Source organism: Caballeronia sp. S22 (genome assembly GCF_964261745.1).
GTDB lineage: Bacteria > Pseudomonadota > Gammaproteobacteria > Burkholderiales > Burkholderiaceae > Caballeronia > Caballeronia jiangsuensis.
This window is the reverse complement of sequence record NZ_OZ180036.1, coordinates 1,651,244-1,677,168: the sequence shown is the minus strand read 5'-3', so window position 1 is coordinate 1,677,168 and position 25,925 is coordinate 1,651,244. Positions and strand designations below refer to the sequence as shown.

General features: G+C 63.9%; 16 protein-coding genes and 1 pseudogene. 11 read left to right on the top strand and 6 right to left on the bottom strand.

Annotated features, from left to right (window positions below; genetic code table 11):
* Positions 1-18 precede the first annotated feature (18 nt).
* Entirely contained in the window at positions 19-1,554 is a 1,536-nt protein-coding gene (gene betC / locus ACEN42_RS23060) for a choline-sulfatase (RefSeq protein ID WP_371881605.1), read from the top strand.
* 55 nt (positions 1,555-1,609) lie between these two features.
* On the top strand, positions 1,610-2,557 hold the full coding sequence (locus ACEN42_RS23055; RefSeq protein ID WP_187605452.1) for a choline ABC transporter substrate-binding protein: 948 nt from the start codon (positions 1,610-1,612) through the stop codon (positions 2,555-2,557).
* A 15-nt stretch (positions 2,558-2,572) separates the two neighbouring features.
* Here ACEN42_RS23055 and ACEN42_RS23050 read toward each other — a convergent pair whose 3' ends face one another.
* Positions 2,573-3,595 (bottom strand): glycosyltransferase family 2 protein, encoded by a 1,023-nt coding sequence (locus tag ACEN42_RS23050; RefSeq protein ID WP_371881604.1) that lies wholly within the window; start codon positions 3,593-3,595, stop codon positions 2,573-2,575.
* Between the two features lie 433 nt (positions 3,596-4,028).
* Between ACEN42_RS23050 and ACEN42_RS23045 the strand changes: the two genes are divergently transcribed.
* Entirely contained in the window at positions 4,029-5,177 is a 1,149-nt protein-coding gene (locus ACEN42_RS23045; protein ID WP_371881603.1) for a porin, read from the top strand.
* Here the strand turns inward: ACEN42_RS23045 and ACEN42_RS23040 are convergent.
* A complete protein-coding gene (locus ACEN42_RS23040) occupies positions 5,174-6,151 on the bottom strand; it encodes a GlxA family transcriptional regulator (protein ID WP_371881602.1) in 978 nt (325 codons plus the stop codon). The genes ACEN42_RS23045 and ACEN42_RS23040 overlap by 4 nt on opposite strands.
* 119 nt (positions 6,152-6,270) lie before the next feature.
* The gene (locus ACEN42_RS23035; RefSeq protein WP_371881601.1) at positions 6,271-9,339 is read right to left on the bottom strand and encodes an acetoacetate--CoA ligase; all 3,069 of its coding nucleotides are present in this window, start codon (positions 9,337-9,339) and stop codon (positions 6,271-6,273) included.
* Positions 9,340-9,818: 479 nt separating this feature from the next.
* Here ACEN42_RS23035 and ACEN42_RS23030 point away from each other — a divergent pair, with 479 nt between their 5' ends.
* The 4 genes from ACEN42_RS23030 to ACEN42_RS23015 all read left to right on the top strand — a co-directional run bounded on the left by ACEN42_RS23030 (position 9,819) and on the right by ACEN42_RS23015 (position 13,870).
* Positions 9,819-10,769 (top strand): choline ABC transporter substrate-binding protein, encoded by a 951-nt coding sequence (locus tag ACEN42_RS23030; RefSeq protein WP_250485166.1) that lies wholly within the window; start codon positions 9,819-9,821, stop codon positions 10,767-10,769.
* 701 nt (positions 10,770-11,470) lie between these two features.
* Positions 11,471-12,400 carry a 3-keto-5-aminohexanoate cleavage protein gene (locus tag ACEN42_RS23025; RefSeq protein ID WP_371881600.1) on the top strand — a complete coding sequence of 310 codons (930 nt, stop codon included), beginning with the start codon at positions 11,471-11,473 and terminating at the stop codon, positions 12,398-12,400.
* A 29-nt stretch (positions 12,401-12,429) separates the two neighbouring features.
* A complete protein-coding gene (locus ACEN42_RS23020; protein WP_371881599.1) occupies positions 12,430-13,377 on the top strand; it encodes an L-carnitine dehydrogenase in 948 nt (315 codons plus the stop codon).
* 10 nt (positions 13,378-13,387) lie between these two features.
* Complete coding sequence (locus tag ACEN42_RS23015; RefSeq protein ID WP_371881598.1) at positions 13,388-13,870, top strand: thioesterase family protein; 483 nt, start codon at positions 13,388-13,390, stop codon at positions 13,868-13,870.
* On the opposite strand, the gene ACEN42_RS23010 is transcribed toward ACEN42_RS23015, so the two are convergent.
* Positions 13,810-16,053, bottom strand: a complete 2,244-nt coding sequence (locus ACEN42_RS23010) for a heavy metal translocating P-type ATPase (RefSeq protein ID WP_371881597.1) — start codon at positions 16,051-16,053, stop codon at positions 13,810-13,812. The two genes, ACEN42_RS23015 and ACEN42_RS23010, sit on opposite strands and share 61 nt — an antisense overlap.
* 390 nt (positions 16,054-16,443) lie before the next feature.
* Between ACEN42_RS23010 and ACEN42_RS23005 the strand changes: the two genes are divergently transcribed.
* The 4 genes and pseudogenes from ACEN42_RS23005 (at position 16,444) to ACEN42_RS22990 (ending at position 23,409) form a co-directional block, all read left to right on the top strand.
* Positions 16,444-17,916 (top strand): DUF1254 domain-containing protein, encoded by a 1,473-nt coding sequence (locus ACEN42_RS23005; RefSeq protein ID WP_371881596.1) that lies wholly within the window; start codon positions 16,444-16,446, stop codon positions 17,914-17,916.
* A gap of 182 nt (positions 17,917-18,098) precedes the next feature.
* Positions 18,099-21,824, top strand: coding sequence for a DUF748 domain-containing protein (locus tag ACEN42_RS23000; RefSeq protein WP_371881595.1), 3,726 nt, complete (start codon positions 18,099-18,101; stop codon positions 21,822-21,824).
* 93 nt (positions 21,825-21,917) lie between these two features.
* A pseudogene (locus tag ACEN42_RS22995) lies at positions 21,918-22,355 on the top strand (DUF29 domain-containing protein).
* A gap of 130 nt (positions 22,356-22,485) precedes the next feature.
* Positions 22,486-23,409: a restriction endonuclease gene (locus tag ACEN42_RS22990; protein ID WP_371881594.1), complete on the top strand. Its 924-nt coding sequence runs from the start codon at positions 22,486-22,488 to the stop codon at positions 23,407-23,409.
* Between the two features lie 33 nt (positions 23,410-23,442).
* Here the strand turns inward: ACEN42_RS22990 and ACEN42_RS22985 are convergent, their stop codons facing one another.
* Together ACEN42_RS22985 and ACEN42_RS22980 are read right to left on the bottom strand one after the other, a co-directional pair.
* A complete protein-coding gene (locus ACEN42_RS22985) occupies positions 23,443-25,020 on the bottom strand; it encodes a DHA2 family efflux MFS transporter permease subunit (RefSeq protein ID WP_371881593.1) in 1,578 nt (525 codons plus the stop codon).
* A 121-nt stretch (positions 25,021-25,141) separates the two neighbouring features.
* Entirely contained in the window at positions 25,142-25,924 is a 783-nt protein-coding gene (locus ACEN42_RS22980; protein ID WP_035506999.1) for an ABC transporter substrate-binding protein, read from the bottom strand.
* Position 25,925 lies beyond the last annotated feature (1 nt).

Genomic DNA, 25,925 nt, shown 5'->3' with positions numbered 1-25,925 from the left:
TATTCGAGGCACGCATTCATGCTTGAGACGAAACAAAATATCCTTGTGCTGATGGCCGATCAGCTCACGCCCTTCGCGCTCTCCGCATACGGCAACCGTGTGACGAAGACGCCGCGCATCGATGCGCTCGCGCGAGAAGGCGTCGTGTTCGAATCCGCGTATTGCGCGAGTCCGCTGTGCGCGCCGTCGCGCTTCTCCCTGCTCGCGGGCAAGCTGCCATCGAATATCGGCGCATACGACAACGCCGCCGAATTTCCCTCCGAAACGCTGACCTTCGCGCACTATCTGCGGGCCGAAGGCTATCGCACGATTCTCTCGGGGAAGATGCATTTCTGCGGCGCGGATCAGTTGCACGGCTTCGAGGAGCGTCTCACGACCGATATCTATCCCGCCGATTTCGGCTGGACACCCGATTGGCAAAATCCCGATGCGCGCCCGACGTGGTACCACAACATGAGCTCCGTCATCGATGCGGGGCCGTGCGTGCGGACCAATCAGCTCGACTTCGACGATGAAGTCACGTTCACCACGCGTCAGAAGCTCTTCGATATCGCACGCGAGCGCGATGCGGGCAGGGACGCGCGGCCTTTCATGATGGTCGCGTCGCTCACGCATCCGCATGATCCGTACGCCATTCCGCGCAAGTACTGGGACATGTACGCCGACGAGGATATCGACATGCCTTCCTACCGCGATTCGCTCGATGCATGCGATCCGCATTCGAAGCGCCTGCGTCACGTGTACGAAGCGGACCGCACGCCGCCGACCGATCGGCAGATCCGCAACGCGCGTCGCGCGTATTACGGCGCAGTGTCCTACGTCGACGATCAATTTGCGTCGATTCTCGAAGCGCTGGAGCAGGCCGGCCTCGCCGACGACACGATCATCGTCGTCACGTCCGATCACGGCGAGATGCTCGGCGAGCGCGGCCTCTGGTACAAGATGACGTTCTTCGAAGGCGGCTGCCGCGTGCCGCTGATCGTGCATGCGCCGAAGCAGTTCAACGCGCGTCGCGTGCCGGACTCGGTCTCGCATCTCGACGTGCTGCCCACGCTCGTCGAATTCGCGCGCGGGGAAGCGCCGCAATCATGGCCCGACAGCATCGACGGTCGGAGCCTCGTGCCGCATCTGCGCGCGACAGGCGGCCACGACGAAGCGATCGGCGAATATCTCGCGGAAGGCGCCATCGCGCCGGTCGTGATGATCCGGCGCGGACGCTTCAAGTTCATCCACACGAGCGTCGATCCCGACCAGCTTTTCGATGTGGCAGCGGACCCGTTCGAACGCGAAAATCTCGCGAACGATAAACGTCACGCCGCGCAAGTGGCCGAATTCCGCGCGGAAATCGCGCGCCGCTGGAACCTCGATGCGTTGCATCAGGACGTATTGAAGAGTCAGCGTCGTCGTCATTTTCATTTCGCGGCGACGACGCGCGGCACGATTCAGTCATGGGACTGGCAGCCGCATGTCGATGCGAGCCAGCGCTATATGCGCAATCACATCGATCTGGACGATCTCGAAGCGATGGCGCGCTTTCCCGCCGTCGAGCACTGACGACGCGAGACGCGATTTCCACTTTCATCATCCCCATATCCGACAGGAACGCACCATGAAAAAGGGCTTCATTCATGCGCTCTTCGCCGCCGCGCTGGCGTGCGTGGCTTCTCATGCATTCGCCGCCGAGCCGCAGGCCTGCGCGCAGGTGCGCATGGCGGGGCCCGGCTGGACCGACATCGACGCGACCAACGCGATGAGCGGCATCGTGCTCAAGGCGCTCGGCTACCGGCAGAACGTCGCGAACCTGTCGGTGCCGATCACGTATCAGGGCATGAAGAAAGGGCAGATCGATGTCTTTCTCGGCAACTGGATGCCCGCTCAGGCGCCGCTCGTGAAGCCGTTCTTCGAGGAGAAATCGATCGACGTGGTGCGCCCGAATCTATCCAACGCGAAGTTCACGCTCGCGGTGCCGGACTATGTGGCGGCGGCCGGCGTGCACTCGTTCGCGGACCTCGCGAAGAACGCCGACAAGTTCGATAACCGCATCTACGGCATCGAGCCGGGCGCGCCCGCGAATCAGAACATCAAGCACATGGTCGATGACAAGGCCTTCGGCCTCGGTGACTGGAAGCTGGTCGAGTCGAGCGAGACCGCGATGCTCACGCAAGTGGAGCGGGCCGTGCGCGACAAGAAGTGGATTGTATTTCTCGCGTGGGAACCGCATCTGATGAACACGAAGTTCAAGCTGGCCTATCTCGATGGCGGCGACAAATACTTCGGCCCGAACTACGGCGGCGCGACGGTCAATACCGTTGCACGCAGCGGTTACGAGCAGCAATGCCCCAACGTGGGCCGGCTGTTCAGGCAGATGGCGTTCAACGTCGATCTGGAAAACGGCGTGATCACCGAGGTGCTGGAGAAGAAGACGAATGTCGATGCAGCCGCGACGGATGCGCTGAAGCGTCATCCGGAACTGCTGAAGTCGTGGCTCGACGGTGTGACCACGGCGAGCGGCGGGAACGGGCTTGCAGCCGTTCAGACCGCGCTCGGCGTGAAGTGAAGGTGCAATGCCCGGCTAGACGTCGAAACGGTCGAACGCGGCGCTGGTCGCGGGAGAAACGAAGTGGCGGATCAACCGCACATGCGACGCGTCGACGAGGTTGTTGTCGCGATAGATGTCGGCCATTTTGCCCAGGCGATCGATGAGCATTGCGTGGACCACGGACGTGTCCTGCCCGAAGTCACGAGGCTTCGCGACCATGAGCTTGTCGATTGCACGCACGATGGTGCAGAAGGCGTCGGTGGAGCCCGGATAGACCTCGAGCAACGGGATGACGATGTTTTCGACATCGCGCGCATCGAGGTCGGGATACCAAAGCGACACGAGCCGACGCCGGGCGGTTTGAAGCCACGGCCCTGCTATTTCCGTCCGGCTGTTGGTGAAGCTGCCGCGATGGGACCGGTGCTCGGTGAGAACCTGGTCGACATTGGCGAGCTCGCCGCCGGCCGCCATGATCGAAGTGAGATAGTCCAGGTCTTCGGAGCTGGGGGCGCCCTCGTCGAAACGGATGCCATGTTCCCGAACGAAGGCGCGCCGCACCATGAGCGTGCCCCCGCTGATGGTGTTCAGACCGTCGAGGAGGCGCGCCTTGATGTTGCCGTCTTCCAGCGTGCAATGCGCGATGCCGTCCGGGATATCGCCGAATATGCGGACGTGCGACCCTGCCGCCGCGAGACGATCGTTTTCCCTGAAGGCAGCGACCTGAGTGGCCAGCCTGTGCGGGAGCGCTCTGTCGTCCGAATCCAGGCGAGCGATGAAGTCGCCGCGAGCCGCGTCGAAGCCGGCGTTCGACGCGGTGCTGATGCCCTGGTTCCGGTCGAAGCGGATGAGGCGAATGCGCGGGTCGTCGCCGGCGGCCTGACGTGCAGCGGACAAGGTTTGATCGGCGGAGCCATCGTCCACGACGATGAGCTCCCAGTCTTCGAGAGTCTGATGCTGGATCGAGGCGATTGCTTCGCCGATGAAGGCTTCCGAATTGAACGCGGGAATGACGACGGTGACGAGAGGTGAAGAGGGCGAGGCGGTTTTATGCGTCATGGTGCTTGCGAGGACAGACAGGTCTACGAACGAAATAAAGATGGGGATTGTCGGCTTTCGGCGGAATCGATTGCTGAAGCGACACGAACGAGATGCAGCTTTTTTACAGATTCGGAAGTATGGAAGCCGCGCCCCGTCACGCATATCGGGCATGTCCGAAATCGAAGTAGTTCTATCGACGCGAAACGTTGCATCGCATTGGTCGCAACTGGACAGATTTGCGTCGCAACGGGTCGAGCCGCGACATATATGGGGCCTTATTTTTAACAACGTCGACGCAAGCGTGTTTCTTCGCGTCCGATAGCGGCTCGAAGTCAGTCTTCCGCAGTTTCCGGCAACGTCAGCATGGCGCATTGTCCTCTCGCCGCGCGCGCGAGGCAGGGCATCGCTTTTTCCAACGCAATATCGATCAAGACGAGCAAAGGACCAGCACATGAGAAAAGGACATGCCGCGAAGATTGCAGGCCTCGCGTTCGCAGCGGGCACGGCGAGCGCGCCGATGGCCGCGCATGCACAAAGCAACGTGACGCTCTATGGCATTCTCGATGCGGGCGTCACCTGGGTGAGCAACACCGGCGGCTCGCACGTCGTCAAGTTCGACGACGGCATCTCCTACGGCAACCGCATCGGCTTTCGCGGCACGGAGGATCTGGGCGGCGGCTTGCAGGCGGTCTTCGTGCTCGAGTCGGGCTTTCATCTCGGCAATGGCCAGCTCGGATTCGGCGGCGCGGAGTTCGGCCGGCAGGCTTATGTGGGCCTGAAGAACCATTGGGGCACGGTGTCGCTCGGCAACCAGCTCGACATGACCGAGGAGTTCGTCTATCTCTACAACATCTCGGCGTGGGCGAGCGGCTACGCGATTCACCAGGGCGACTTCGACCGCATGAACGGCGACCGCCTGCCGAACTCGATCAAGTTCCTGTCGAACGACTTCGGCGGCTTCACGTTCGGCGGCATGTATTCGTTCGGCAATCAGGCGGGCAACTTCCATCGCAACAGCGCGTGGAGCGTGGGCGCGCACTATGCGGCGAACACCTTCAATGTCGGCGCGGCGTATACCCAGCTCAACAATCCGAACGGTATCTATGCGTTCGATCCCTACGCGATGATCGGCGCGCGCACCTTCCTCGGCCAGCCGACCGTATCCGTGGATCCGACGACGGGCGCGGTCACCGATCTCTACAGCGCGAATCCGTTCCCCGTCGATAAACAAGGCGCGTTCGCGGTGGGCGCGGCGTGGACCATCGGCAATCTGATGCTGTCGGGCAACTTCACGTACACGACCATCAAGGGTCTCGGTCAGACCTCGCACATGCAGGTGTACGAAGGCGGCGCGTCATACAGCTTCATGCCCGACCTGAGTCTCTACGGCGGCTATCAGCACACGCGCTTCGAAGGCAATCACTGGAATCAGGGCTCGCTCGGCCTGCACTATCTGCTCTCGAAACGCACGGACCTCTACGTGTCCGGCGACTATCTGCGCGCGTCCGGTCCGATCGATGCGGTCATCGGCTACAGCTTCACGCCGTCGTCGTCGAACACGCAGGCCGATGTCCGTGTCGGCATGCGGCACTCGTTCTAGGCGGCGGCGAGCCGCGCGGGGAGGACCGTGCGCAATGCGCTGCGGTCCTGCCTCGGGCTCGTGTGAAAGCGCGCGCGATACGTGCGCGAAAAGTGCGACGGCGATTCGAAGCCGCACGCGACGCAGACGGCAAGAATCGACATGTCGGTCTGCTGAAGCAGTTCGCGCGCACGCGTGAGGCGCAGGCCGAGATAGAAATGCGTCGGCGTGTCTTTCAATGACGAGCAGAAGAGCCGTTCGAGCTGACGCCGCGTCACGCCGATGGATTCGGCGAGCGCATCGGGCGACAGCGGCTCTTCCATATGCTGCTCCATCAGCTCGATCACCTGGATCAGCTTGCGATTGTGGATGCCGTAACGCGCGGCGATCTGCAGACGCTGGTGATCCGAGCGCTGCCTGATGCGCCCCAGCACGAACTGCTCCGACACTTTCGCGGCGAGGCTCGCGCCGTGCTCGCGCGAGATCACGTCGAGCATCAGGTCGATCGAGGCCGTGCCGCCCGCGCACGTGATCCGCCGCGTGTCGATTTCAAAGAGCTCCTGACTCGTCTCGATGGCCGGATAGCGTTCGCTGAACGCCGCCGCCGCTTCCCAATGCAGCGTCGCGCGCTTGCCCGCGAGCAGCCCCGCTTCGGCGAGGATGAAGCTGCCGGTATCGATGCCGCCGAGCGTCGCGCCCGCGCGATCGAGCCGCTTCAGCCAGTCGCCGATCGCGCGCGTGTAGCCCGAGAGCGGCTCGAATCCCGATACGACGAACACGGTGCGCGCGTCGCTTGCCTGGTCGAACGCGCATTCGGCATTGAGCGTGATGCCGTTGCTCGCGGCGACGGGCCCGCCATCGACGGTGAGGATATGCCAGCGATACAGGTCGCCCGCGAAGCGATTGGCGACTCGCAGCGGCTCGATCGCGGACATGAATCCGATCGACGAGAATTCGGGCAGCAGAAGGAAATGGAAATCGTTGGGAGCGGACATCGGATCGATCGATAAGGCCGGGTCGATGAGCAAGCCGTCCACATTAGCAAGCGCAAAAAGCGCGCGCAATCCGGCGCGCCCCGTAGGGCGGCCGGATTGCATACTGACATCGAAGCGGGTCAGGCGCTCGAGAGCGCGTTCGTGAGCGTCCGCGCGACGTTCGCGAGTTGCGGCTCGACGACGAGATCGGTGTGCCTGCCATCGATCTGCATGACCTGTAGGCCGTGCTTCGCGACGCGTTGCCAGACCGGCAGCGGATCGCTGCGCGAGTTGTCGAGCAGGCTCGCGCGCACGTAGACGATCGGGCCGCCTTCGTAGCGGCGCGGCTTGTAGGTCGACATCGCGACGCGCATCGATTCGCGCACGCGCTGAAGCACGGGCGGCAGTCCGGCCGCTTCGGGTGCGGGCTTGTGCGCCTGCTTGCCCATGCGCATGCGCACGCGGTCGGTGATCACTGCCGCCTTGCCGCGCATGTAGCCGAGACGCTCGCTGGCTTCGAGCGCGCGCAATTCGCGCAGCCGGTCCACGACCACGGCCGCCTGATAGCGCGTCCATTGCGAGAAGGGCAGGCAGCGCGTATGAACGTACGTGTCGAGCAGACAAAGCATCTCGATCTTCTCGCCCGCCGCGACGAGCTGCTGCGCGATCTCGAACGCAACCAGGCCGCCGAACGAATAGCCGACGAGCGCATACGGCCCGCTCGGCTGCACTTCACGCATGCGCAGCACGTAGCCGCGCGCCATCGCCTCGACGCTGTGCTGCGGGGCTTCATCGCCGTCGAGGCCGAGCGCCTGGAGGCCGTAGACAGGCCGTTCGTTTTGCAGCATGCCGGCGAGCGTCAGGCACTCCATCACCGAACCGGTGATGCTGTGCAGCATGAAGAGCGGACGGCCGCTGCCCGCGCGCATCTGCACGAGGGTCGAGTCTCCCGCGCGCGTGTCCGGACCGGCGGCGAGAACGGAAGCGAGGCGCGCGATGGTCGGCGCGACGATCATCGTCGAAAGCGGCAGCGTGCGGCCGGTCGCGCGCTGCACGTCGGCGAGCATGCGCGCGGCGAGCAGCGAATGGCCGCCCAGTTCGAAGAAATTGTCGTCGCGGCCGATCGGCGAGAAGCTGAAATGCTGCTCCCAGAGCGCGCACAGATACGCTTCGATAGCTTCAGCCGATTCGCCCGGCGCGGGCAGATCGCGTTTCATGCGCGTGAGCGACGGATGCTCGCGAATCTGATCGAGACACTCCGGATTGGCCAGCGACGACACGTTGCGCGCGGGCAGGCCGTTGACCGCATCGCGCGCGGCGGCTTCCGAAGGTTTGTTGTTGTGCGTGACGGGCAGGCCATCGACCTTTACGATCACGTCCGGCACGAGCGCGGCGGAGCCCTGGCGCGTGAGTTCGCGGCGCACGCGCGCGGCGAGCGCCGCATTCAGTTGCTCGCCCGGCCGCAACACGAGCAGAAGCACGATGCGCTGGCCTGCATCGCCCGCGTTGGCGCCGGTCTGGGCGACGACCATCGCATGACGGATTTCGTGAATCTCGCTCAGGATGCGATAGATCTCGCCCGGGCTCACGTTGATGCCGCGCACGTTGAGCACGCCGTCGCTGCGGCCGTGCAGGCGCGCGGAGCCTTCCGGCGAGAACTCGATCACGTCGCCGTGTGTCCACACGCCTTCGTTGGCGGCGAAATACGCCTTGTGAAAGCGCGAGCCGTCGTCGTCGCCGAAGAAACCGAGCGGCCGCGACGGAAACGGATTCGTGCAGACGAGCTCGCCCGGCATGATCGTGCTCGCGCCCTGATCGAACGCCTGCACGTCGAGGCCGAGGCTCTTGCACTGCGCTTCGCCCGCATAGACGGGCAGATTCGGATTGCCGAGCACGAAGCAGCCGATGATGTCCGTGCCGCCCGAAATCGATTGCAACTGCAACTGCTTCACGTGGTCGTAGACCCACTGGAACTGCGAGTCGTAGAGCACGGCGCCGGTCGACATCATGCCGCGCAGCGCGGACAGATCGAACTGCGCGGCGGGCTCAATACCCGCATCCTCGCTCATCTTCAGATAGGCGGGACTCGTGCCGAAGACGGTCGCGCGCTCGCGGGCGACGAGGCGCCAGAGCGTGTCGACGGCGGCGACGGGACCGTCGTAGGTAACGATCTCGACGCCCGACGCGAGCACCGACATCTGCCAGTTCCACATCATCCACGAGCAGCTCGTGTGGAAGAAGAGCTTGTCGCCGGGACCGAAGTCGCTGTGCAGGCGATGCTCCTTCACGTGTTCGAGCAGCGTGCCGCCCGCGCCGTGCACGATGCATTTCGGCTTGCCCGTCGTGCCCGACGAAAACATGATGAAGAGCGGATGATTGAACGGGAAACGCTGCCATGCGAAACGCATCGCGTCGCCGCTCACGATCAGCGCGTTCAAATCATGATGACGCTGCGTTACCGTGCTCGGCAGTTCCGTGTCGTCGAGGCAGACGATGTCCGTGAGCGTCGGAAGCTGCGCGGCCACCGCGGCGACGTGCCCCGAGAGCGAGCCGCCGGTATCGAACGGACGCTGCATCGTGTGTGCGAACATCATCGTCGGGTCGAGCGGCGCGAAGCGATCGAGAATCGCCTGCACGCCGTTTTCCGGCGCGGCTGTCGAGAGCGTTGCGCCGAGCGCGGTCACGGCGAGCGCCGCGGTGATCGCTTCGCAGTCGTTGCGCATGATCGCGACCACGCGGTCGCCGGGCTTGAGGCCGAGTTCGGAGAGCGCCTGCGCGAGGCGCACGACGCGCTCGCGCAATTCGCCGCGCGTGTACGTGACGCGGCGGCCATCGGCGAAACACGATGTGATGGCGGGGGCGTCATCGGGCGCAATGCGTTTGCCGAGCAGATTTTCTGCGTAATTCAGTTCGACGTTGGGGAAAAACCGTGCGGTTTCGCATTGATTGCCGATGCAGACCGGTTCATCCGATCCCGACCATTCGAGTCCATGCGCCGATTCGAGAAAGCATTTCCAGAATTGCCGATATTCACGGGCTGAATAGACATGCAATGCCGAATAGTCAGCGAAGTGCTGGCCGGTCGCTTTCTGGAAGGCCTCCGTAAAGGCCGTCATGCGCGATGCGGAAATCTGGTCGGCGGAAGGCGAGAACAGCGGTTCGCGTGCGTACAGCCGCGCGCTCTCTCGGATGGCGTCTTGACGGTCCATTTTCCAGGCACCTTTGATTGGAAGCGTGTAGTAAACAGCTGTGCTCGACGGCGTCGCAGGAAACCTCTCCATTTCCTATGGCCGAGCCATCGCCGAGCCGAGCATAGCCCTTTGCCGGCACATTACCCGGTTAGAAATCCTTGCTATGTGCGACCAACCACAGAGACCGTGGCGTTTCGGAAAAGATTGCCCTTGCACAAGCGGGTCGGACGTGTTTTCCGATGCTGAAGGGCGGGAATGAGCGCGTATTCGTTCCAGACTCATCGTTTCAATGCGCGTTAACGCTATGGTGCGAAACCGCCGGATATGAGCAAGCGCGTCGCGCGAAAGAGCATCCACAACGGCAATGTGGGGGGAGGTCGCAAGCGGTCAAGTCACGGTCGCAGGCGGGCGTTCGGGCGCCTTTATGCGGCGGTACTTTTGATGCACGCCGGCACTCGAACCGGCGCATCGATTCAACCCTCAACGGAAGGCTCGTCATGACACAACGCCTGATTTCCACTTTGCTGGTCGCCGCCGCGGGCGCCGCGTTCGCCGTCGCGCCGGTTGCGCACGCGGAGGATGCGAGTTGCCGCACGGTGCGCTTCGTCGATATCGGCTGGACCGACATCACGTCGACGACGGCGCTCGCATCGGTCGTCTTCGAGGGACTCGGCTATGCGCCGCGGACCACGGTGGCGTCGGTGCCGATTTCGCTCGCGGGCCTGAAGAGCAAGCAGATCGACGTGTCGCTTGGTTATTGGTGGCCGGTGCAGCAGAAGGCGGTCGAGCCGTTCCTCGAAGCGAAGAGCATCGAGAAGCTCGAACCGCCGAATCTGTCGGGCGCGAAGGCGACGCTCGCGGTGCCGTCGTATGCGTATGACGCGGGCATCAAGACGTTTGCGGATATCGCGAAACATCGCGACGAGCTGGGCGGGACGATCTACGGCATCGAGCCTGGCAGCAGCGCGAACGCGAAGATTCAGAAGATGATCGACACTAACCAGTTCGGGCTTGGCGGATTCAAGCTGGTGCAGTCGAGCGAGGCGGGGATGCTGGTGACGGTCGAGCGCGCGATCCGCGAGAAGAAACCGGTTGTGTTTCTCGGCTGGGAGCCGCATCCGATGAACATTCAGATGAAGATCAACTATCTCGCCGGCGGCGATGAGGTGTTCGGGCCGAATTATGGCGAGGCGCGGGTCTATACGCTGACGAATACGGATTTCCTGACGCGATGTCCCAATGCGGGGAAGTTCGTTTCCAATCTGCGCTTTACGACGGATCTGGAGAATCGGCTGATGCAGCCTGTCATGAATAAGGAGCGGCCTGCTGAGGCGGCGAAGGCTTATCTCAAGAAGAATCCGCAGGTGTTGGATGCCTGGCTTGCAGGCGTCAAGACTGTCGATGGTAAGGATGGGTTGCCGGCGGTTCGGCAGTATTTGGGGCTTTGAGGGTTTTGATTTCGCCGGATCCCGTATTCGTGGTGGTCTATTAGCACTGCCCCTCCCCGGGGCGGGGGTCACTTTCTTTGCTGCTGCAAAGAAAGTAACCAAAGAAAGCAGCTCGTTTAAGCCCGCGGTCACACGCAGTTTGGCCATGCTTGCCAGCCCGCGGTGGCACTCGCCTAAGTGTCGCCCCCAAAGGCCCAATCGGGCTTGGCTCGCGCACGGTCTGACGCACCAAACGTTTTGGCGCGCGGGTTCAGCACGAAAGAGTTTCGGCACAGCGCTACGCGCTGCCGTTGGGTCTGCAAGGGAAACCAACGGGATACATGTGCAGTGCATTGAGATGGAGGCATCAGCAAAGAAGCACATGCAAACCCGATTGACCGGTCGGCCGCGAAGCGGGCTGGAGCTATTTGGTGCTGAACCAGTTTGTTGTGTGGTGCGATGAGTCAGACCGTGCGCGGTCCAAGCCCCGCGAGACCTTCGAGGGCACTCGCTACTGCCGGGCCATTCAGCCAATCGCCTGTGCCGCGGCCGGTGTGAAGTGCTTAGGCTGGGGATAGCTGTTTCTTTGGTTACTTTCTTTGCAGCAGCAAAGAAAGTGACCCCCGCCCCGGGGAGGGGCAGAGCTAATAGACCGACACGAAAACAGGATTTCACAGAGAAAGAACAGGAAAACTAACCAAATCAGAAAAGGAGCAAAAACCGTGAACTACGAAGTGATAGTGACATGCGCGGTAACCGGCGCCGGCGACACGACAGCCAAACACCCGTCAGTCCCCATAACACCGAAGCAAATCGCCGAGGCAGCAATCGAAGCGGCCCGCGCGGGCGCAACCGTCGCCCACTGCCACGTCCGCGATCCCAAAACCGGCCGAGGCAGCCGCGACCCGGCGCTATACAGGGAAGTAGTAGACCGCATCCGTTCGTCGGAAACCGACGTCATCATCAACCTGACGGCAGGCATGGGCGGCGACCTCGAAATCGGCCCGGGCGAAGACCCGATGCGCTTCGGCAAGGGCACGGATCTCGTCGGCGGCCTGACGCGCCTCGCGCATGTCGAAGAGTTGCTGCCCGAAATCTGCACACTGGATTGCGGCACGCTCAACTTCGGCGATGGCGACTACATCTACGTATCGACGCCCGCGCAATTGCGCGCCGGCGCAAAGCGCATCCAGGAACTCGGCGTGAAGCCCGAACTGGAAATCTTCGACACGGGTCATCTGTGGTTCGCGAACCAGCTACTGAAAGAAGGCCTGCTCGATGACCCGCCGCTCTTTCAACTGTGCATGGGCATTCCATGGGGCGCGCCGCCCGACACCGGCACGATGAAAGCGATGGTCGATAACCTGCCGCCCGGCGCGCACTGGGCTGGCTTCGGCATCGGCCGCATGCAGATGCCGATGGTCGCGCAGGCGATGCTGCTCGGCGGCCACGTGCGCGTCGGTCTCGAAGACAACCTGTGGCTCGATCGCGGCGTGCACGCGACCAACGGCTCGCTCGTGCAGCGCGCCGTGGAAATCATCGAACGTCTGGGCGCACGCGCGCTCACGCCCGCCGAAGGACGCAGGAAGCTCGGACTTCCCCCGCGCGGCGAACGTCCGCTGGACAAGCGCAGCGCCGAACAATTCGCCTGAATCCAAGAGAACCCAAAGGACATATCGACATGCAAGTGAAGCAATTCGCCGCGCTCGGCGCGGGTGTGATCGGCAGCGGCTGGGTAGCGCGCGCGCTCGGAGCAGGGCTCGACGTCACCGCGTGGGACCCGGCGCCCGGCGCCGAGGCGCAGCTTCGCGCGAACGTCGCGAATGCGTGGCCGGCGCTCGAACGCGCCGGCTTGGCCAAGGGCGCGTCGCCGGAGCGGCTGCGTGTCGTATCGACGGTCGAGGACTGCGTGGCGCACGCGGACTTCATCCAGGAAAGCGCGCCCGAGCGCGAGGAACTGAAGCTCGCGCTGCACGAGCGCGTGAGCCGCGCGGCCAAGCCCGATGCGATCATCGCGTCGTCGACGTCCGGGCTCCTGCCGAGCGAGTTCTATGCGCGCGCCGTCAATCCGGAACGGTGCGTGGTCGGCCATCCGTTCAATCCGGTGTATCTGCTGCCGCTCGTCGAAGTGCTCGGCGGCGAAGCGACCTCGGGCGAGTCGATCGATGCCGCGATGAGCTTCTACGCATCCATTGGCATGCGGCCCTTGCGCGTGCGAAAAGAGGTGCCGGGCTTCATCGCGGACCGCTTGCTCGAAGCGCTCTGGCGCGAAGCGCTGCATCTCGTGAACGACGGCGTCGCGACGACCGGCGAAATCGATGACGCCATCCGCTACGGCGCGGGTATCCGCTGGTCGTTCATGGGCACGTTCCTTACCTATACGCTGGCGGGCGGCGAGGCCGGCATGCGACACTTCATGCAGCAGTTCGGCCCCGCGCTCGAATTGCCGTGGACGAAGCTCGTCGCACCGAAGCTGACCGACGAGCTCATCGACCGCGTGGTGGATGGCACGTCGCGGCAGACGAACGGGCGCGGCATCAAGGAACTGGAGCGTTATCGCGACGACTGCATCGCGAGCGTGATCGAGGCGATTGCGCAGGCGAAAGCGCGTCACGGCATCGAAGACTAGAGGAACCACGATGATCTATCGCGACACGGTCAAGCCCGAATGGGTCGACTACAACGGCCATCTGCGCGACGCGTTCTACATGCTGATCTACAGCCTCGCGACCGATGCGTTCATGGACCGCATCGGTCTCGACGACGCGGGCCGCACCGCGAGGCAGCGCACGCTGTACACGCTCGAAGCGCACATCAGCTATCTGCGCGAGATCAAGGAAGGCGCGGCGGTGCGCGTGGAAGCGCGGGTCGTCGCGCATGACAGGAAGCGCGTCCATCTCTATATGGAGATGTTCGAGGGCGATGCCGCCGAGCCGGTGTCGGCGTGCGAGCAGATGATGATGCACATCGATTCGAGCGGCGCGCCGAAGTCCGCATCGTTCGATGAAGACATCGCCGCGCGCATCGCCGCCGAGCCGGTCATCGCGCTGAAGGACGCGCGTTACGCCGGCCGCGTGATCGGTTTGCCGGCGCGCGCCTCGTCGGCCACCGCGCCGGCCTGAGCGCGCCAGGTTCTCAGCAACAGCGCGTTGGTCACCACGCTCACGCTGGAGAACGCCATCGCCGCGCCCGCGAACATCGGATCGAGCAAGCCGAATGCCGCTAGCGGAATGCCGATCAGGTTGTAGACGAACGCCCAGAAGAGGTTCTGCTGAATCTTGCGGTAGGTGCGCCGCGAGATGTCGATCGCATCGGCGACGAGCGCCGGATCGCCGCGCATCAGCGTGAGGCCGGCCGCTTCGATCGCCACATCGGTGCCGCTCGCCATCGCGATGCCGATGTCGGCGGCGGCGAGCGCGGGCGCGTCGTTGATGCCGTCGCCGGCCATCGCCACGATGCCCTTGCCCGACGCCTTCAGTTGCGTGACGACGCGCGCCTTGTCCTCGGGCAGCGTCTGCGCGAACACGAGATCCGATGGAATGCCCAGCGCGCGCGCGACGCTGTGCGCGCTGCCTTCGTTGTCGCCGGTGACGAGCGCGCTTTGGACGCCCATGCGCGCGAGGCGTTCGATCGCGGCGCGCGCGGTCGGCTTGATCGTGTCGCCGAACGCCATCAATGCGAGCACGCCGCCATCGAGATCGATGAGCCAGGAAATCGTATTGCCCTGCGCTTCGAGTTCGCGCGCGCGTTCGGCGAGCGTCGGCGGAACGTCGAGCTTCAGTTCCGCGACCCAGCGCGCGCTGCCGATCGCGATGCGCCGCGCCCCGACATTCGCCTCCACGCCGCGACCGGCGACCGCTCGCGCCGCGCTCGCATCGAGACGCGGCGCGTCGTTAGCGGCGGCGACGACAGCCTTCGCCAGCGGATGCTCGCTCATGCGCTGCACGGCGGCGGCGAGCCCGAGCGCTTCGGTCCGATCCTGCCCGGGCGCCGCATCGAACGCGATCAGGCTAGGTTTGCCAACGGTCAGCGTACCCGTCTTGTCGAACGCGACGATGCGGATCGCATGCGCCTGTTCGAGCGCCTGCGCGTCCTTGATGAGAATGCCCTGGCGCGCGGCGACGCCGGTGCCGGCCATGATCGCGGTCGGCGTCGCGAGGCCGAGCGCGCACGGGCACGCGATCACGAGCACCGCGACCGCGTCGAGCAGCGCCGTTTCCGCACTCGCGCCGTGCAGCAGCCAGCCGGCGAGCGTGACGAGCGCGATCGCCAGAATCGCCGGCACGAAGACCGCCGACACGCGATCGACGAGCCGCTGGATCGGCGCCTTCTCGGCCTGCGCCGATTCGACGAGCCGGATGATGCGCGCAAGCGTCGTTTCCGCGCCGATCGCCGTGGTTTCGATCGCAATCACACCTTCGCTGTTGATCGAGCCGCCGGTCGCGCGGGCGCCCGGTTCCTTCGCGACGGGCAGGCTTTCGCCCGTGATCAGCGATTCGTCGATATGCGTGCGGCCCTCGCGCACGATGCCGTCGACCGGCACGCGCTCGCCCGGCCGCACGATGGCGATGTCGCCGACGCGCACATCGGCGAGCGCGACTTCCCGTTCGCGCGCCGGGTCGTCGCGGTCGCGCACGCGCGCCTTGTCGGGACGCAGCGCATTGAGCGCGCGGATCGCGTCGGTGGTCTGCCGCTTCGCGCGCGCTTCCAGCCACTTGCCGAAGCGCACCAGCGTGATGACGACCGCCGACGCCTCGAAGAACAGATGCTCGGTCATGCCGCCGTGCGCGAACATCTGATAGACGGACAAGCCCCAGGCCGCCGACGTGCCGAGCGCGACGAGCAGATCCATGTTGCCCGCGAAAGCCCGCACCGCGCGATAGCCGCCGATATAGAAACGCGCGCCGAAGCCGAATTGCACGACGCTCGCGAGCGCGAGTTGCAGCCACGGGTTCAGCGCGAGGCCGAACATCGGCGCGAGCAGCGGCACGGTGAGCACGGCGGCGGCGAAGACCGTGGCGAGCTCGCGATCGAATGCGGGCGGCGCAGCGGCGGCGGGCACGGCTTCGGGCAAAATCGGCGCGGCGTCGTAGCCGGCTTTCGCGACGGCGGCGACGAGCTGATCGTCGGTCACGGCGCCGTTCGCGTGCACGGTCGCCTTCTCGGTGGCGAGATTGACCGCCACGCTTTCGACGCCCGGCACGCGCCTGAGCACTTTCTCGACACGCGCGACGCACGACGCGCACGTCATGCCGCTGACGGCCAATTCCGCGGTTCTCGGTTTCTCGGATGTTGCTGTGGACATGGTGAAACGCTCCGGTCTGGCTGGGATCGCGAAGATCCCTCACGAGACGAGTATCGACCTTCCAATGATCGGAAGGTCAAGGGCGGAATGAACGGCGTCGTGCGATCGTGGAACGCATCGGAAATAATCGTATTCGAAGGACGAAACGCGCGTCATTCAGTGCTTTTAGGCAGCATCTAGTGCATTCTTCGATTTGCCGGAGCGCTTTTATACGCTTCGTCTTGCCTATAGTCAGCGGATAAGTTAAAACCCGAATTTCGAGATAATGCTCGCGGTGCGCCGCGCGGGGATTCGAGGCGGCGTCGAGCCGTTCGCGAGCGTGCCGTGAATCGATCCCGGATCGAGTCGCGCGAGAACCCAAATCGAAAGAAGAACCGGATTTCCATTCGAATGAAGAACAACCGACGCTGGACTTTTCCGCTCAACCCCGCGATCTGGATGAGCGTGAGTCTCGCCGGCATGGCGGTCCTGGCTGGCTGCGCGACCAGGCAGCCAGAGGTGAAACCGACCACCACGGGCTGGGTGAAGAATCAGGTCGCCGACTCCTATACGTTCGGCTTTCCGCTCGTCGCCTCCGATATCGCCCGCGAACGTGCGAGCGGCCGCGCCGGTCAGCCCGGCCAGCCGGGTCAGACGCCGCTCAACACGTTCCGTCATGCGAGCGCGTTGCCGTCCGCCGGCGCGGCTGGCTGGCCGAGCGTCGACACGCTCGAATCGACCGCCTGGCTCGATGTCTCCGCCGATCCGGTGATCGTCTCGCTGCCCGCCGCGCCGCGCGGCCGCTATCTGGACGCCCGCGCATTCGATGCGTGGACCAACGCGCTCTATTCCAGCGCCGACACGACGCCCTATCCGAAGATGCAGCTGATCGCGTTCGTGCCCGCGGGCTGGACGGGCACGCTGCCCGCCAACGCGACGCGCGTCGAGACGCGCACGCGTTACGTGTGGCTCTCGGTGCGCGTGCGCGTGAACGGCCCGCGCGATGTGCCCGAGGCGCGCAAGCTGCAGACGTCGATGCGCATCGACACGCAGACGCCCGCGAAAGGCTCGGCGGCCGATCCGACGCCGGCGGTGGCCGGCGCGTGGCCCGCGAACGGCGCGCGGCAGCCTGCGGTGCCCCCGTTGCCGTCCGCGCTGGCGACGGTCGCGCCGGGCGCACAGGCCGAGGCGCTCGACGCGAATGCGTTCTTCGCGCGCCTTGCCCGCTCGCTCGACGACAACCCCGCCGCCACCGACGATGCCCACGCGATGAGCCAGCTCGCCGATCTCGGCGTGAAGCCCGGCGAGCCGGTGCAGTTCAAGAAGACCGATGCGCCGCTGCTCGATTCCGGTCTTGCCGATGCGCGCGAGCGGCTCGCGACGGTGCCGCCGAACGCGATCACGAAGAACGGCTGGACCTGGTTCGGCGATGGCGTCGGTATCTACGGCACGGACTACACGCTGCGCGCGTATCTCGCACGCCGCCAGACCGCGACGAGCACGAAGGAAGGCGAGGTGAAGGCGGTGACGCGCGTGGACAGCGAGGGCCATGCGCTCAACGGCGCGAACGCGTACACGCTGCACTTCACGCCCGACCAGTTGCCGCCGGTGCGCGGCTTCTGGACGATCACCGCCTATACGAAGGACGGCGCACTCGCGGACGAAAAGCTGCCGCGCCTCTCGCTCTCCGATCGCGACCGGCTGAAGAAGAATCGCGATGGCTCCATCGACGTGATCGTGTCGGCGAAGTCGCCGGGACGCGCACGCGACGCGAACTGGCTGCCCGCGCCCGATGGCGAATTCCAGCTCGCGATGCGTCTCTATGCGCCGAGGCCGCAAGCGAGCGACGGCTCGTGGGCGCCGCCGCGCGTCGAGCGCCGGTGAGTCAGCCGCGCGAAAGCAACCGGACCGAAACATAAAGGCCGCGATTTTTTCGCGGCCTTTATCTTTTGATGCACGGTTTGGCGAACGTTTGCGGGCCGCCTCGTCGTATACTCGAACATCATCTTTCCGGGACGGCGAAGCTCGGGCGGTGCTCACACGGGCAGCTCGTCGCCGCGTATCGAATGTCAAGCATCACCAAGTCTTCTCTTGCTTCCGCCGGCCAAACCCTGCGCGGCGTCGTGCACGCGCGGCGCACGCGGCGCATTTTCATCGGCTTGCTGATCGCGCTACTCGTGATCGGCGCGCTCGGCTTCTTCGTCGCGCCGCCGGTCATCCGGCATATCGCCGAGCAGCAACTCGCGAAGCAGCTCGATCGCCCGGTCAGCATCCGGCGCATTTCGCTCAATCCCTACACGCTCGATTTCGAAGCCGATGGCGTGCATATCGGCGAAGCGCCCGCGAATCTCGCGAAGACGCCGGGCGCGTCGCCCGATTTCGTCGATGTGTCGCGGCTTGTCGTGCGCACCTCGTGGGCGTCGGTGTTGAAGCTCGCGCCGGTCGTCAACGAACTGAAAATCGATTCGCCGCGCATCAACGTCGTGCGCTTCGACGGCGAGCATTTCAATTTCTCCGATCTGATCGCGAAATTCTCGAAGCCATCGCCGACGCCCTCGGACAAGCCCGCGCGCTTCTCAGTGTCGAACATCCGCCTCGAAAACGGCCAGATCACGTTCGATGACAGGCTGCTGAAGGCGAAGCACGTGATCGACCGCTTCGCGCTCGGCATTCCGTTTATCGCGACCTTGCCCTCCGCCACCGATATCTTCGTGACGCCGCTGTTACAGGCGCGCATCGACGGTTCGCCGCTCGTCGTGAAGGGGCGCACCAAGCCGTTCTCGGAGTCGCGCGAATCGGAGATCGCGCTCACGCTCGATGGCCTCGACGTGCCGCAGATGGCGTCTTACGCGCCGGCATCCGTGCCGGTCGCCGTGAAGAGCGGCAAGCTTTCGACGGACCTGAACGTGAACTTCGCGATCTCGGGCGATACCCCGACGATCCGCATCGAAGGCACCGCCGATCTCGCCGATCTCGCCGTCACCCACAAGTCGAACGCGCCGCTCGTCGCGGCCCGCGCGCTGCATGTGAAGATCGCGAACGCGGAGCCGTTGCGCGATATCTATCGCCTCGACGAAGTGACGCTGAGCAATCCCGACGTGCATCTCGCGCGCGATTCGTCGGGGCAGTTGAATGTGCAGAAACTGGCCGGTCCCGCGCCGAAGGCATCCGCGGAACCGGCGCGCACGGAAGCGCAAAAAGAAGCGCAGAAGGAAGCGCAGAAGGAAGCGCCGCCGCTCGATCTGACGATCCGTCATCTTGCGATCGACGGCGGCAGGATCGCGCTCGACGACCAGTTGCTGAAGGAACACGTGCAAGGCGCGCTGACCGGCCTCGCCGTGACGCTCGACGATTTCTCGACGCTCGCGAAGACGCCCGCGAAATACACGCTCAAGACCGCGTTCGACCACGGCGGCGCGCTCGATGCGTCGGGCAAGGTGACGCTCGCCGCGAAGACGGCGGACGCGAAGCTCGCGCTGAACGCGTTCGCGCTGCCGCCGCTGCAGCCATATCTCGCGAACGTGCTGGCCGCGCGGGTGACGAGCGGCACGTTCGGCGCGAACCTGCCGGTGTCGGTCGATTGGGGCAAGCCGGATGGCGGCGTGCAGGTCGGCGCGGGCGACGTGAAGCTCGACGCGCTCACGCTCGTGCCCAATGCGGGCGGCGGCGCGCCGATCAAGCTCGCGTCGGCGGTGGCGAAGATCGCTAAGGTCGACGTATCCGCGCGCAACGCCGCGCTCGACAGCGTGCAACTGAGCGGTCTCGCGCTCGATGCGACGCGCCGCAATGACGGCACCATCGATCTCGCCGCGCTCGCGGGGCCGCACGAGGCCGCGCCCGAGCAGACGGCGACGCACAAGATCCAGAAGGCGCAGGCGGCCGGCCCGGCGTGGCACTATCGCATCGGCGAAATCTCGCTCGCCGATACATCGGCGAATATCACGGACGAAACCACGCCGCAGCCGGTCAAGCTGCGCGTCGCGCCGCTCGCGGTGAACGTGAAGCAGTTCAGCGACGATCTGACGAAACCGCTCGCCGTCGATGGCAAGCTCACGCTGAACGGAAAGGGCGCGCTCGCGATCGCCGGCAATGTCACGGTCACGCCGCTCAAGCTCGCGCTGCACGTGAAGGGCGATCAGGTCGATGCCTCCGCGTTCGAGCCGTATTTCGGCGACAAGCTCAACATCGAAGTGGCGAGCGCGTATCTGAGCGCGAACGGCGATGTCGCGATGTCGGGCAGCGGCAAGACGCTCGCGGCGTCGTACAAGGGCGATGTGTCGCTCTCGGACGTGCGCATGCTCGACAAGGCGACGTCCGATCGCTTCGCCGGCTGGAAGCTGCTCGGCCTGACCAACGTGAAGGTGAACTACAGTGAGCGCGGCACCGATGTCGACGCGGCGCGCGTGACCTTCGCGAAGTTCTACGGCCGCGTGCTGCTCGACGCGCAGGGCAAGCTGAACCTGAAGAGCGTGGTGGCGGGCGAGGGCGGACCGCAATCGGTGACGCGCGGCAGCACGAAGGAACAGGGCGCGTCCGCGCCGGCGGCGGCGAGCGCAGCCACAACGGTGCCGGTGAAAACCGCGCCGAATTCCGGGCCGCCGGTCAATATGCGCTTCGGCCAGCTGGTGCTGCAGGACGGCCGCGTGACCTACACCGACAACTTCATCAAGCCGAACTACACGGCGAATCTCGTCGCGATCAACGGCACGATCGGCGCGTTCGGCACGCATTCAACGACGCCCGCGCCCGTCGATGTTTCCGCGAAACTGGCGGCGAACGGACCGGTCTCGATCAAGGGGCAAATCAATCCGCTGATCGACAAGCCCGCGCTGGATTTGACGGCGAGCGCGCACGGCGTCGAGCTGACGAACCTCACACCGTATTCGTCGAAGTACGCGGGCTATCCGATCACGAAGGGCAAGCTCAACGTCGATCTGCATTACATGCTCGCCGACAACAAGCTCACGGCGAACAACCATCTGTTCATCGATCAATTGACGTTCGGCGATCACATCGACAATCCGACGGCGACCAAGCTGCCGGTTCGGCTCGCGGTGTCGTTGTTGAAGAATTCGCGCGGCGAGATCGACGTGAATATTCCGATTTCCGGATCGCTGGACAATCCGGAGTTTTCGATCGGCGGGCTCGTGTGGCAGGCGATCGTGAATCTCGTGCAGAAGGCGGTGACCGCGCCGTTCACGCTGCTCGCGCACGCGTTCGGCGGCGGCAGCGGCGAGGATCTGAACTACATCGAGTTCGATGCGGGTTCGGCCACGTTGAACGACGCCGCGCAGAAGAAGCTCGATACGATTGCGAAGGCGCTGGTGGACAAGCCGTCGGTGCGGGTGGATGTGACGGGCCGCGTCAATCCGAAGACGGACGAGCCGGCGTTGCGCGCCGCGTGGCTCGACAATCAGGTCAAGCGTGCGAAGGTGCGCGACATGTCGGGCAACGGCGAGAACGTGGACTGGAACGCGATCAAGATATCCGATGCCGACTACGACAAGTATCTGACGAAGGTGTACAAGTCGGCGGATTTCAAGAAGCCGACCAACTTCATCGGCATGACGAAGTCCGTGCCCGATGGCGACATGAAGGCGGCGCTGACGAAGAACGCACCGGTGGACGAGGGCGCGTTGCGCGATCTGGCGCAGCGTCGTGCGCAGGCGGTGCAGGAGTATTTCGACGGGAAGATCGACAGCCAGCGGATATTCGTCGTCGCGCCGAAGATGTCGGCGGACGATATCAAGGACAAGGGCGCGGGTTCGCGCGTGGAACTCGGGTTGAAGTGAGCGGCGTTAGCCGTCTGGACGATCTGGATGAACAAAGGAATGCAAACTAGCATGGGCGATACCGAAAATTCGAATGAAAACGGGAATCCGCCGATGGGAACACCTTATGAGAAGGACGTGGTGGCGTGGGCCTATGAACAGGCCGCGCTGCTGCGTGCAGGGAAGCTTGCGTCCATCGATATCGAGCATATCGCTGAGGAAATCGAGGACGTGGCGAAAATTGAATCACGCGAGTTGCGAAGCAGGCTAGGCGTTCTGCTGGCGCATCTGCTGAAATGGATGTTTCAGCCGGAACGCCGAAGCAGAAGTTGGACGAGCACGATCCGCGTGCAGCGAAGAGAGGCGTTGTTCGTGTTGAAAGAAGCGCCGAGCTTGCGTCGACATTTCGATGACGACCAATGGCTCGATCTGGTCTGATCGAAAGCGCGGAAGCAGGCCGAAGCGGAGACGGGCATCGACTTCGATACGTTTCCGGAGGTCTGTCCCTGGCCGATGTCATCGGTGCTGGAGGAGGGGTTTTTGCCGGACTGAGCAGAGCACACTCGTCAACCGAATGGCAGGAAATCCGAGTTTCGTGTTTCGCACTTTGAATTTCCATTGGCAATTGCAATAATTACCTGTCGCGCTCACTTCCGTGCGCGAATAAGATAATTAATCTGCAATGGCTGAAGTTACGAGACAGCGAACAGGCGAGCTTCTCAGAAAACTGTTCGAAATCCTGAAGGCTCATCCGGAGGGCATGCCGGCAGCGCGGGCGTTAGAAGCACTGGCGAGCAGCGTCACGCTTACACCTTATGAAGCTGGCATCTACGAAAGCTCTGGCCTGAGGCGCTTCGAGAAGATTGTCCGATTTGCCACCGTCGCGTGCGTCAAGGGCGGTTGGATCGTCAAGCATAAGGGAATTTGGGCCGTTACCGACGAAGGTCTGACGGCGTACGAAAGATTCAAGGAACCTGCTGCATTCTGTCGTGAATCCGGGCGTCTATACGGACAATGGAAGGCAGCGCAGTCGCGTGAACCGGCGGGGCTCGCCAGTGTGTCGGCCAAGCTTGGCGAGCAGGTGGATCTGTCCTTCGAAGTCGACGCCGAAACGGCCAGTGTCACCTACGAGCAAGCTGAAGAGCAGGCTTGGGGTGAAGTCGAACAGCACCTGCGGAAGATGCCGCCGTACGATTTTCAGGACCTTGTCGCGGATTTACTGCGAGCCATGAACTATCACATCGGTTGGGTATCTCCGCCCGGTAAAGACGGCGGCGTGGATATCATCGCCAATACGGATCCGCTTGGAACTCGCTCACCACGTATCAAGGTGCAAGTGAAACGTATCAGCCATCGCGTCGACAAAGACGGTTTGAAGTCTTTTATCGCCATCATCAACGATGACGATGTCGGGCTTTTCGTTTCTCTGGGCGGCTTTACCCGCGATGCCGAAACTTTCGCGCGTGATCAGGAGCGGCGGAAAATCACGCTGATCGACTGCGAGCGTTTGATCGAATTATGGGTCGAGTTCTACGGGAAACTCGACGACCAGGCGCGAGCACGCATGCCACTGACGCCCATCTATTTTCTGACGCCCCAAAACTGACCGCGGCTGCGGCGCGGGTGTCGCACAGGTTCGTCAATGCGCCCCCGAAGCCGCCCCGCCACCACCCCCCTTCGCCACCTTCGTAATCCAGATCAGCGGAATGATCAGAATGAAGATCACCGCCGAGATCAGAAAGATATCGTTGAGGCCCATCATCGCGGCTTGCGTGTTGACGGTGAAATTGAACATGCCGCGTGCTTGCGCCTCACTGACATCGAGTGTCGATCGCGATAGCCCGAGCGATTGCAGGAACGCCGGATTGTAGACATTCGCCTGCTCGGTGAGCCGCTCGTGATGCAGCGCGATGCGGTTATCCCACTCGTTGCCCGCGAGCGATGTGCCCACCGCGCCGCAAAACACCCGCGCGAAATTCGATAGCCCCGCCGCCGCCGGAATCTTCGACGGCGGCAATCCCGACAGCACGATCGCCGTGAGCGGCACGAAGAACATCGCCATCGGGATGCCTTGCAGGAGCGTTGGTAGCACGAGGTGCCACGTGTCGATCTCGATCACGTACTTCGAGCGCAGCCAGAACACGAACGCGAAGCCGACGAACGCCATCGTCGCGATGATGCGCGCGTCGCTGCGCGGCAAGACCTTGCCCATCACCGGCGCGAGGATCACGGCGAAGATGCCGAGCGGCGCTGTGACCAGCCCCGCATCGACGGACCGGTAGTTCAGATACTGCTGCATCCATTGCGGCAGCAGCACGAGATTGCCGAAGAACACGCCGTACGCGACGGATATCGCCACCGTCCCGCCGAAGAAATTGCGCCCGGCGAAAAGCCGAAGATCGACGACCGGATTCGGGTCCGTCAGCTCCCACACGACAAAGAACGCGAACGCGATAACGGCGACGATCGCCAGCACGACGATCAGCGGCGACGAGAACCAGTCGAGGTCGCGTCCCTTGTCGAGCATGATCTGCAGCGACGCGACCCACGAGACGAGCAGCAAAAGACCGATCACGTCGATCGGCGCCTTGCGCGTCGGCGATTCGCGATCGCGGTAGATGAGCCACGTCACGCCCGCCGCGAAGATGCCCACCGGAATGTTGATGTAGAAGATCCACGACCACGAATAGCTGTCGGTGATCCAGCCGCCGAGCGCGGGACCGGCGATCGGCCCGACGGTCGCGGTCATCGCCCAGAGCGAGAGCGCCATCGACGACTTCTCTTTCGGATACGAGCCGAGCAGGATCGCCTGCGACAGCGGAATCAGCGGCCCGGCGACCGCGCCCTGCAACACGCGCGCGAACAGCAGCACCGGCAGGTTCGGCGCGAGGCCGCACAGCCACGACGACAGCACGAACATCAGAATCGCGCCGACGAACAGATGCACCTGGCCGAGCCGCTGCGTGAGCCAGCCGGTCAGCGGAATGGAGACGGCGTTCGACGCCGCGAACACGGTGATGACCCACGTGCCTTCGTTGACGGACACGCCGAGATTGCCGGAGATCGTCGGGATCGCGACATTGGCGATCGACGAATCCAGCACGTTCATGAAGGTGGCGAGCGCCACCGCGAAGGTGGCGAGGACGAGCTTGCCGCCCTGGAGCGGCGGAGGCGGCGACGGTGCGGCGGCGGGGCTGGACGTCGTCGGCGTGCTCATGCGGCTCCCATGTTCGGGGCCACAGTATCGCGATGAACGCGCCGCGGCCGAAGAAGGTCAAGCCGCCAGTGTGCCTGTGCTCAAAAAAAGCTGCTGAGCCCGCCGCCGCGCGCCCGCCGCCTCACTTCGTCGAAATATCGATATTCCCCAGATACTTCTTCGCGTACTTGTCGATCGTCCCGTCCGCCTTGACCTTTTCGATCGCCGCGTTGAGTTTCGTCTTCAGCGCATCGTCGCCCTTGCGCACGCCGTAGGCGATGCCGCTGCCGAGAATCTTGTCGTCGCGAACCGGCGCGCCGACGAACGCGAAGCCTTCACCATCCGGCTTCGAAAGGAACCCGCTCTGTCCCGCCGGCGCGAGCACGAGCGTCCCGTCGAGACGGCCGGACTTCAGATCCGCATACACCTGATTCTGGTCCTGATACGGCACGACCTTCACGCCTTCGTTCTCCCAGTGCGCCTTCGCGAACGTCTCCTGAATCGAACCTTGCAGCACGCCCACGCTCTTGCCCTTCAGCGATGCCGACGTCGGTTCCAGACCGCTGCCTTTCTTCGCGATCAGTTGCGTCGGCACGCGATACACGACCGTCGTGAAGTCGATCGCCTGGCGACGTTGCTCGGTCGCGTTCATCGCGGAGTTGATCGCGTCGAACTTGCGGCCCTGCAGCGCGGGAATCAGGCCGTCGAACGACGTCTCGACCCACTTGCACTGCATCTTCGCGGCGGCGCAAACCGCGTTGCCGACGTCGATGTCGAGCCCTTGCAACTCGCCCGTCGACGATTTCGATTCGAACGGCGGATATTGCGCTTCCAGTCCGAAGCGCAGCGTATCGGCGGCGAGCGCCGCACCGCTCGCGAACGTGCATGCGAAGAACAAGGCGCTGGCGATGTGTTTGAGTTTCATC

What these genes read in the sequence shown, in the direction of transcription:
- ACEN42_RS22985 (WP_371881593.1), bottom strand. Translation starts at nt 25,020, where the DNA reads ATGAGCACGCCGACGACGTCCAGCCCCGCCGCCGCACCGTCGCCGCCT.
- ACEN42_RS23045 (WP_371881603.1), top strand. Translation starts at nt 4,029, where the DNA reads ATGAGAAAAGGACATGCCGCGAAGATTGCAGGCCTCGCGTTCGCAGCG.
- ACEN42_RS23000 (WP_371881595.1), top strand. Translation starts at nt 18,099, where the DNA reads ATGTCAAGCATCACCAAGTCTTCTCTTGCTTCCGCCGGCCAAACCCTG.
- ACEN42_RS23035 (WP_371881601.1), bottom strand. Translation starts at nt 9,339, where the DNA reads ATGGACCGTCAAGACGCCATCCGAGAGAGCGCGCGGCTGTACGCACGC.
- ACEN42_RS23040 (WP_371881602.1), bottom strand. Translation starts at nt 6,151, where the DNA reads ATGTCCGCTCCCAACGATTTCCATTTCCTTCTGCTGCCCGAATTCTCG.
- ACEN42_RS23005 (WP_371881596.1), top strand. Translation starts at nt 16,444, where the DNA reads ATGAAGAACAACCGACGCTGGACTTTTCCGCTCAACCCCGCGATCTGG.
- betC (WP_371881605.1), top strand. Translation starts at nt 19, where the DNA reads ATGCTTGAGACGAAACAAAATATCCTTGTGCTGATGGCCGATCAGCTC.
- ACEN42_RS23010 (WP_371881597.1), bottom strand. Translation starts at nt 16,053, where the DNA reads ATGTCCACAGCAACATCCGAGAAACCGAGAACCGCGGAATTGGCCGTC.
- ACEN42_RS22990 (WP_371881594.1), top strand. Translation starts at nt 22,486, where the DNA reads ATGGCTGAAGTTACGAGACAGCGAACAGGCGAGCTTCTCAGAAAACTG.
- ACEN42_RS23015 (WP_371881598.1), top strand. Translation starts at nt 13,388, where the DNA reads ATGATCTATCGCGACACGGTCAAGCCCGAATGGGTCGACTACAACGGC.
- ACEN42_RS22980 (WP_035506999.1), bottom strand. Translation starts at nt 25,924, where the DNA reads ATGAAACTCAAACACATCGCCAGCGCCTTGTTCTTCGCATGCACGTTC.
- ACEN42_RS23050 (WP_371881604.1), bottom strand. Translation starts at nt 3,595, where the DNA reads ATGACGCATAAAACCGCCTCGCCCTCTTCACCTCTCGTCACCGTCGTC.
- ACEN42_RS23030 (WP_250485166.1), top strand. Translation starts at nt 9,819, where the DNA reads ATGACACAACGCCTGATTTCCACTTTGCTGGTCGCCGCCGCGGGCGCC.
- ACEN42_RS23055 (WP_187605452.1), top strand. Translation starts at nt 1,610, where the DNA reads ATGAAAAAGGGCTTCATTCATGCGCTCTTCGCCGCCGCGCTGGCGTGC.
- ACEN42_RS23020 (WP_371881599.1), top strand. Translation starts at nt 12,430, where the DNA reads ATGCAAGTGAAGCAATTCGCCGCGCTCGGCGCGGGTGTGATCGGCAGC.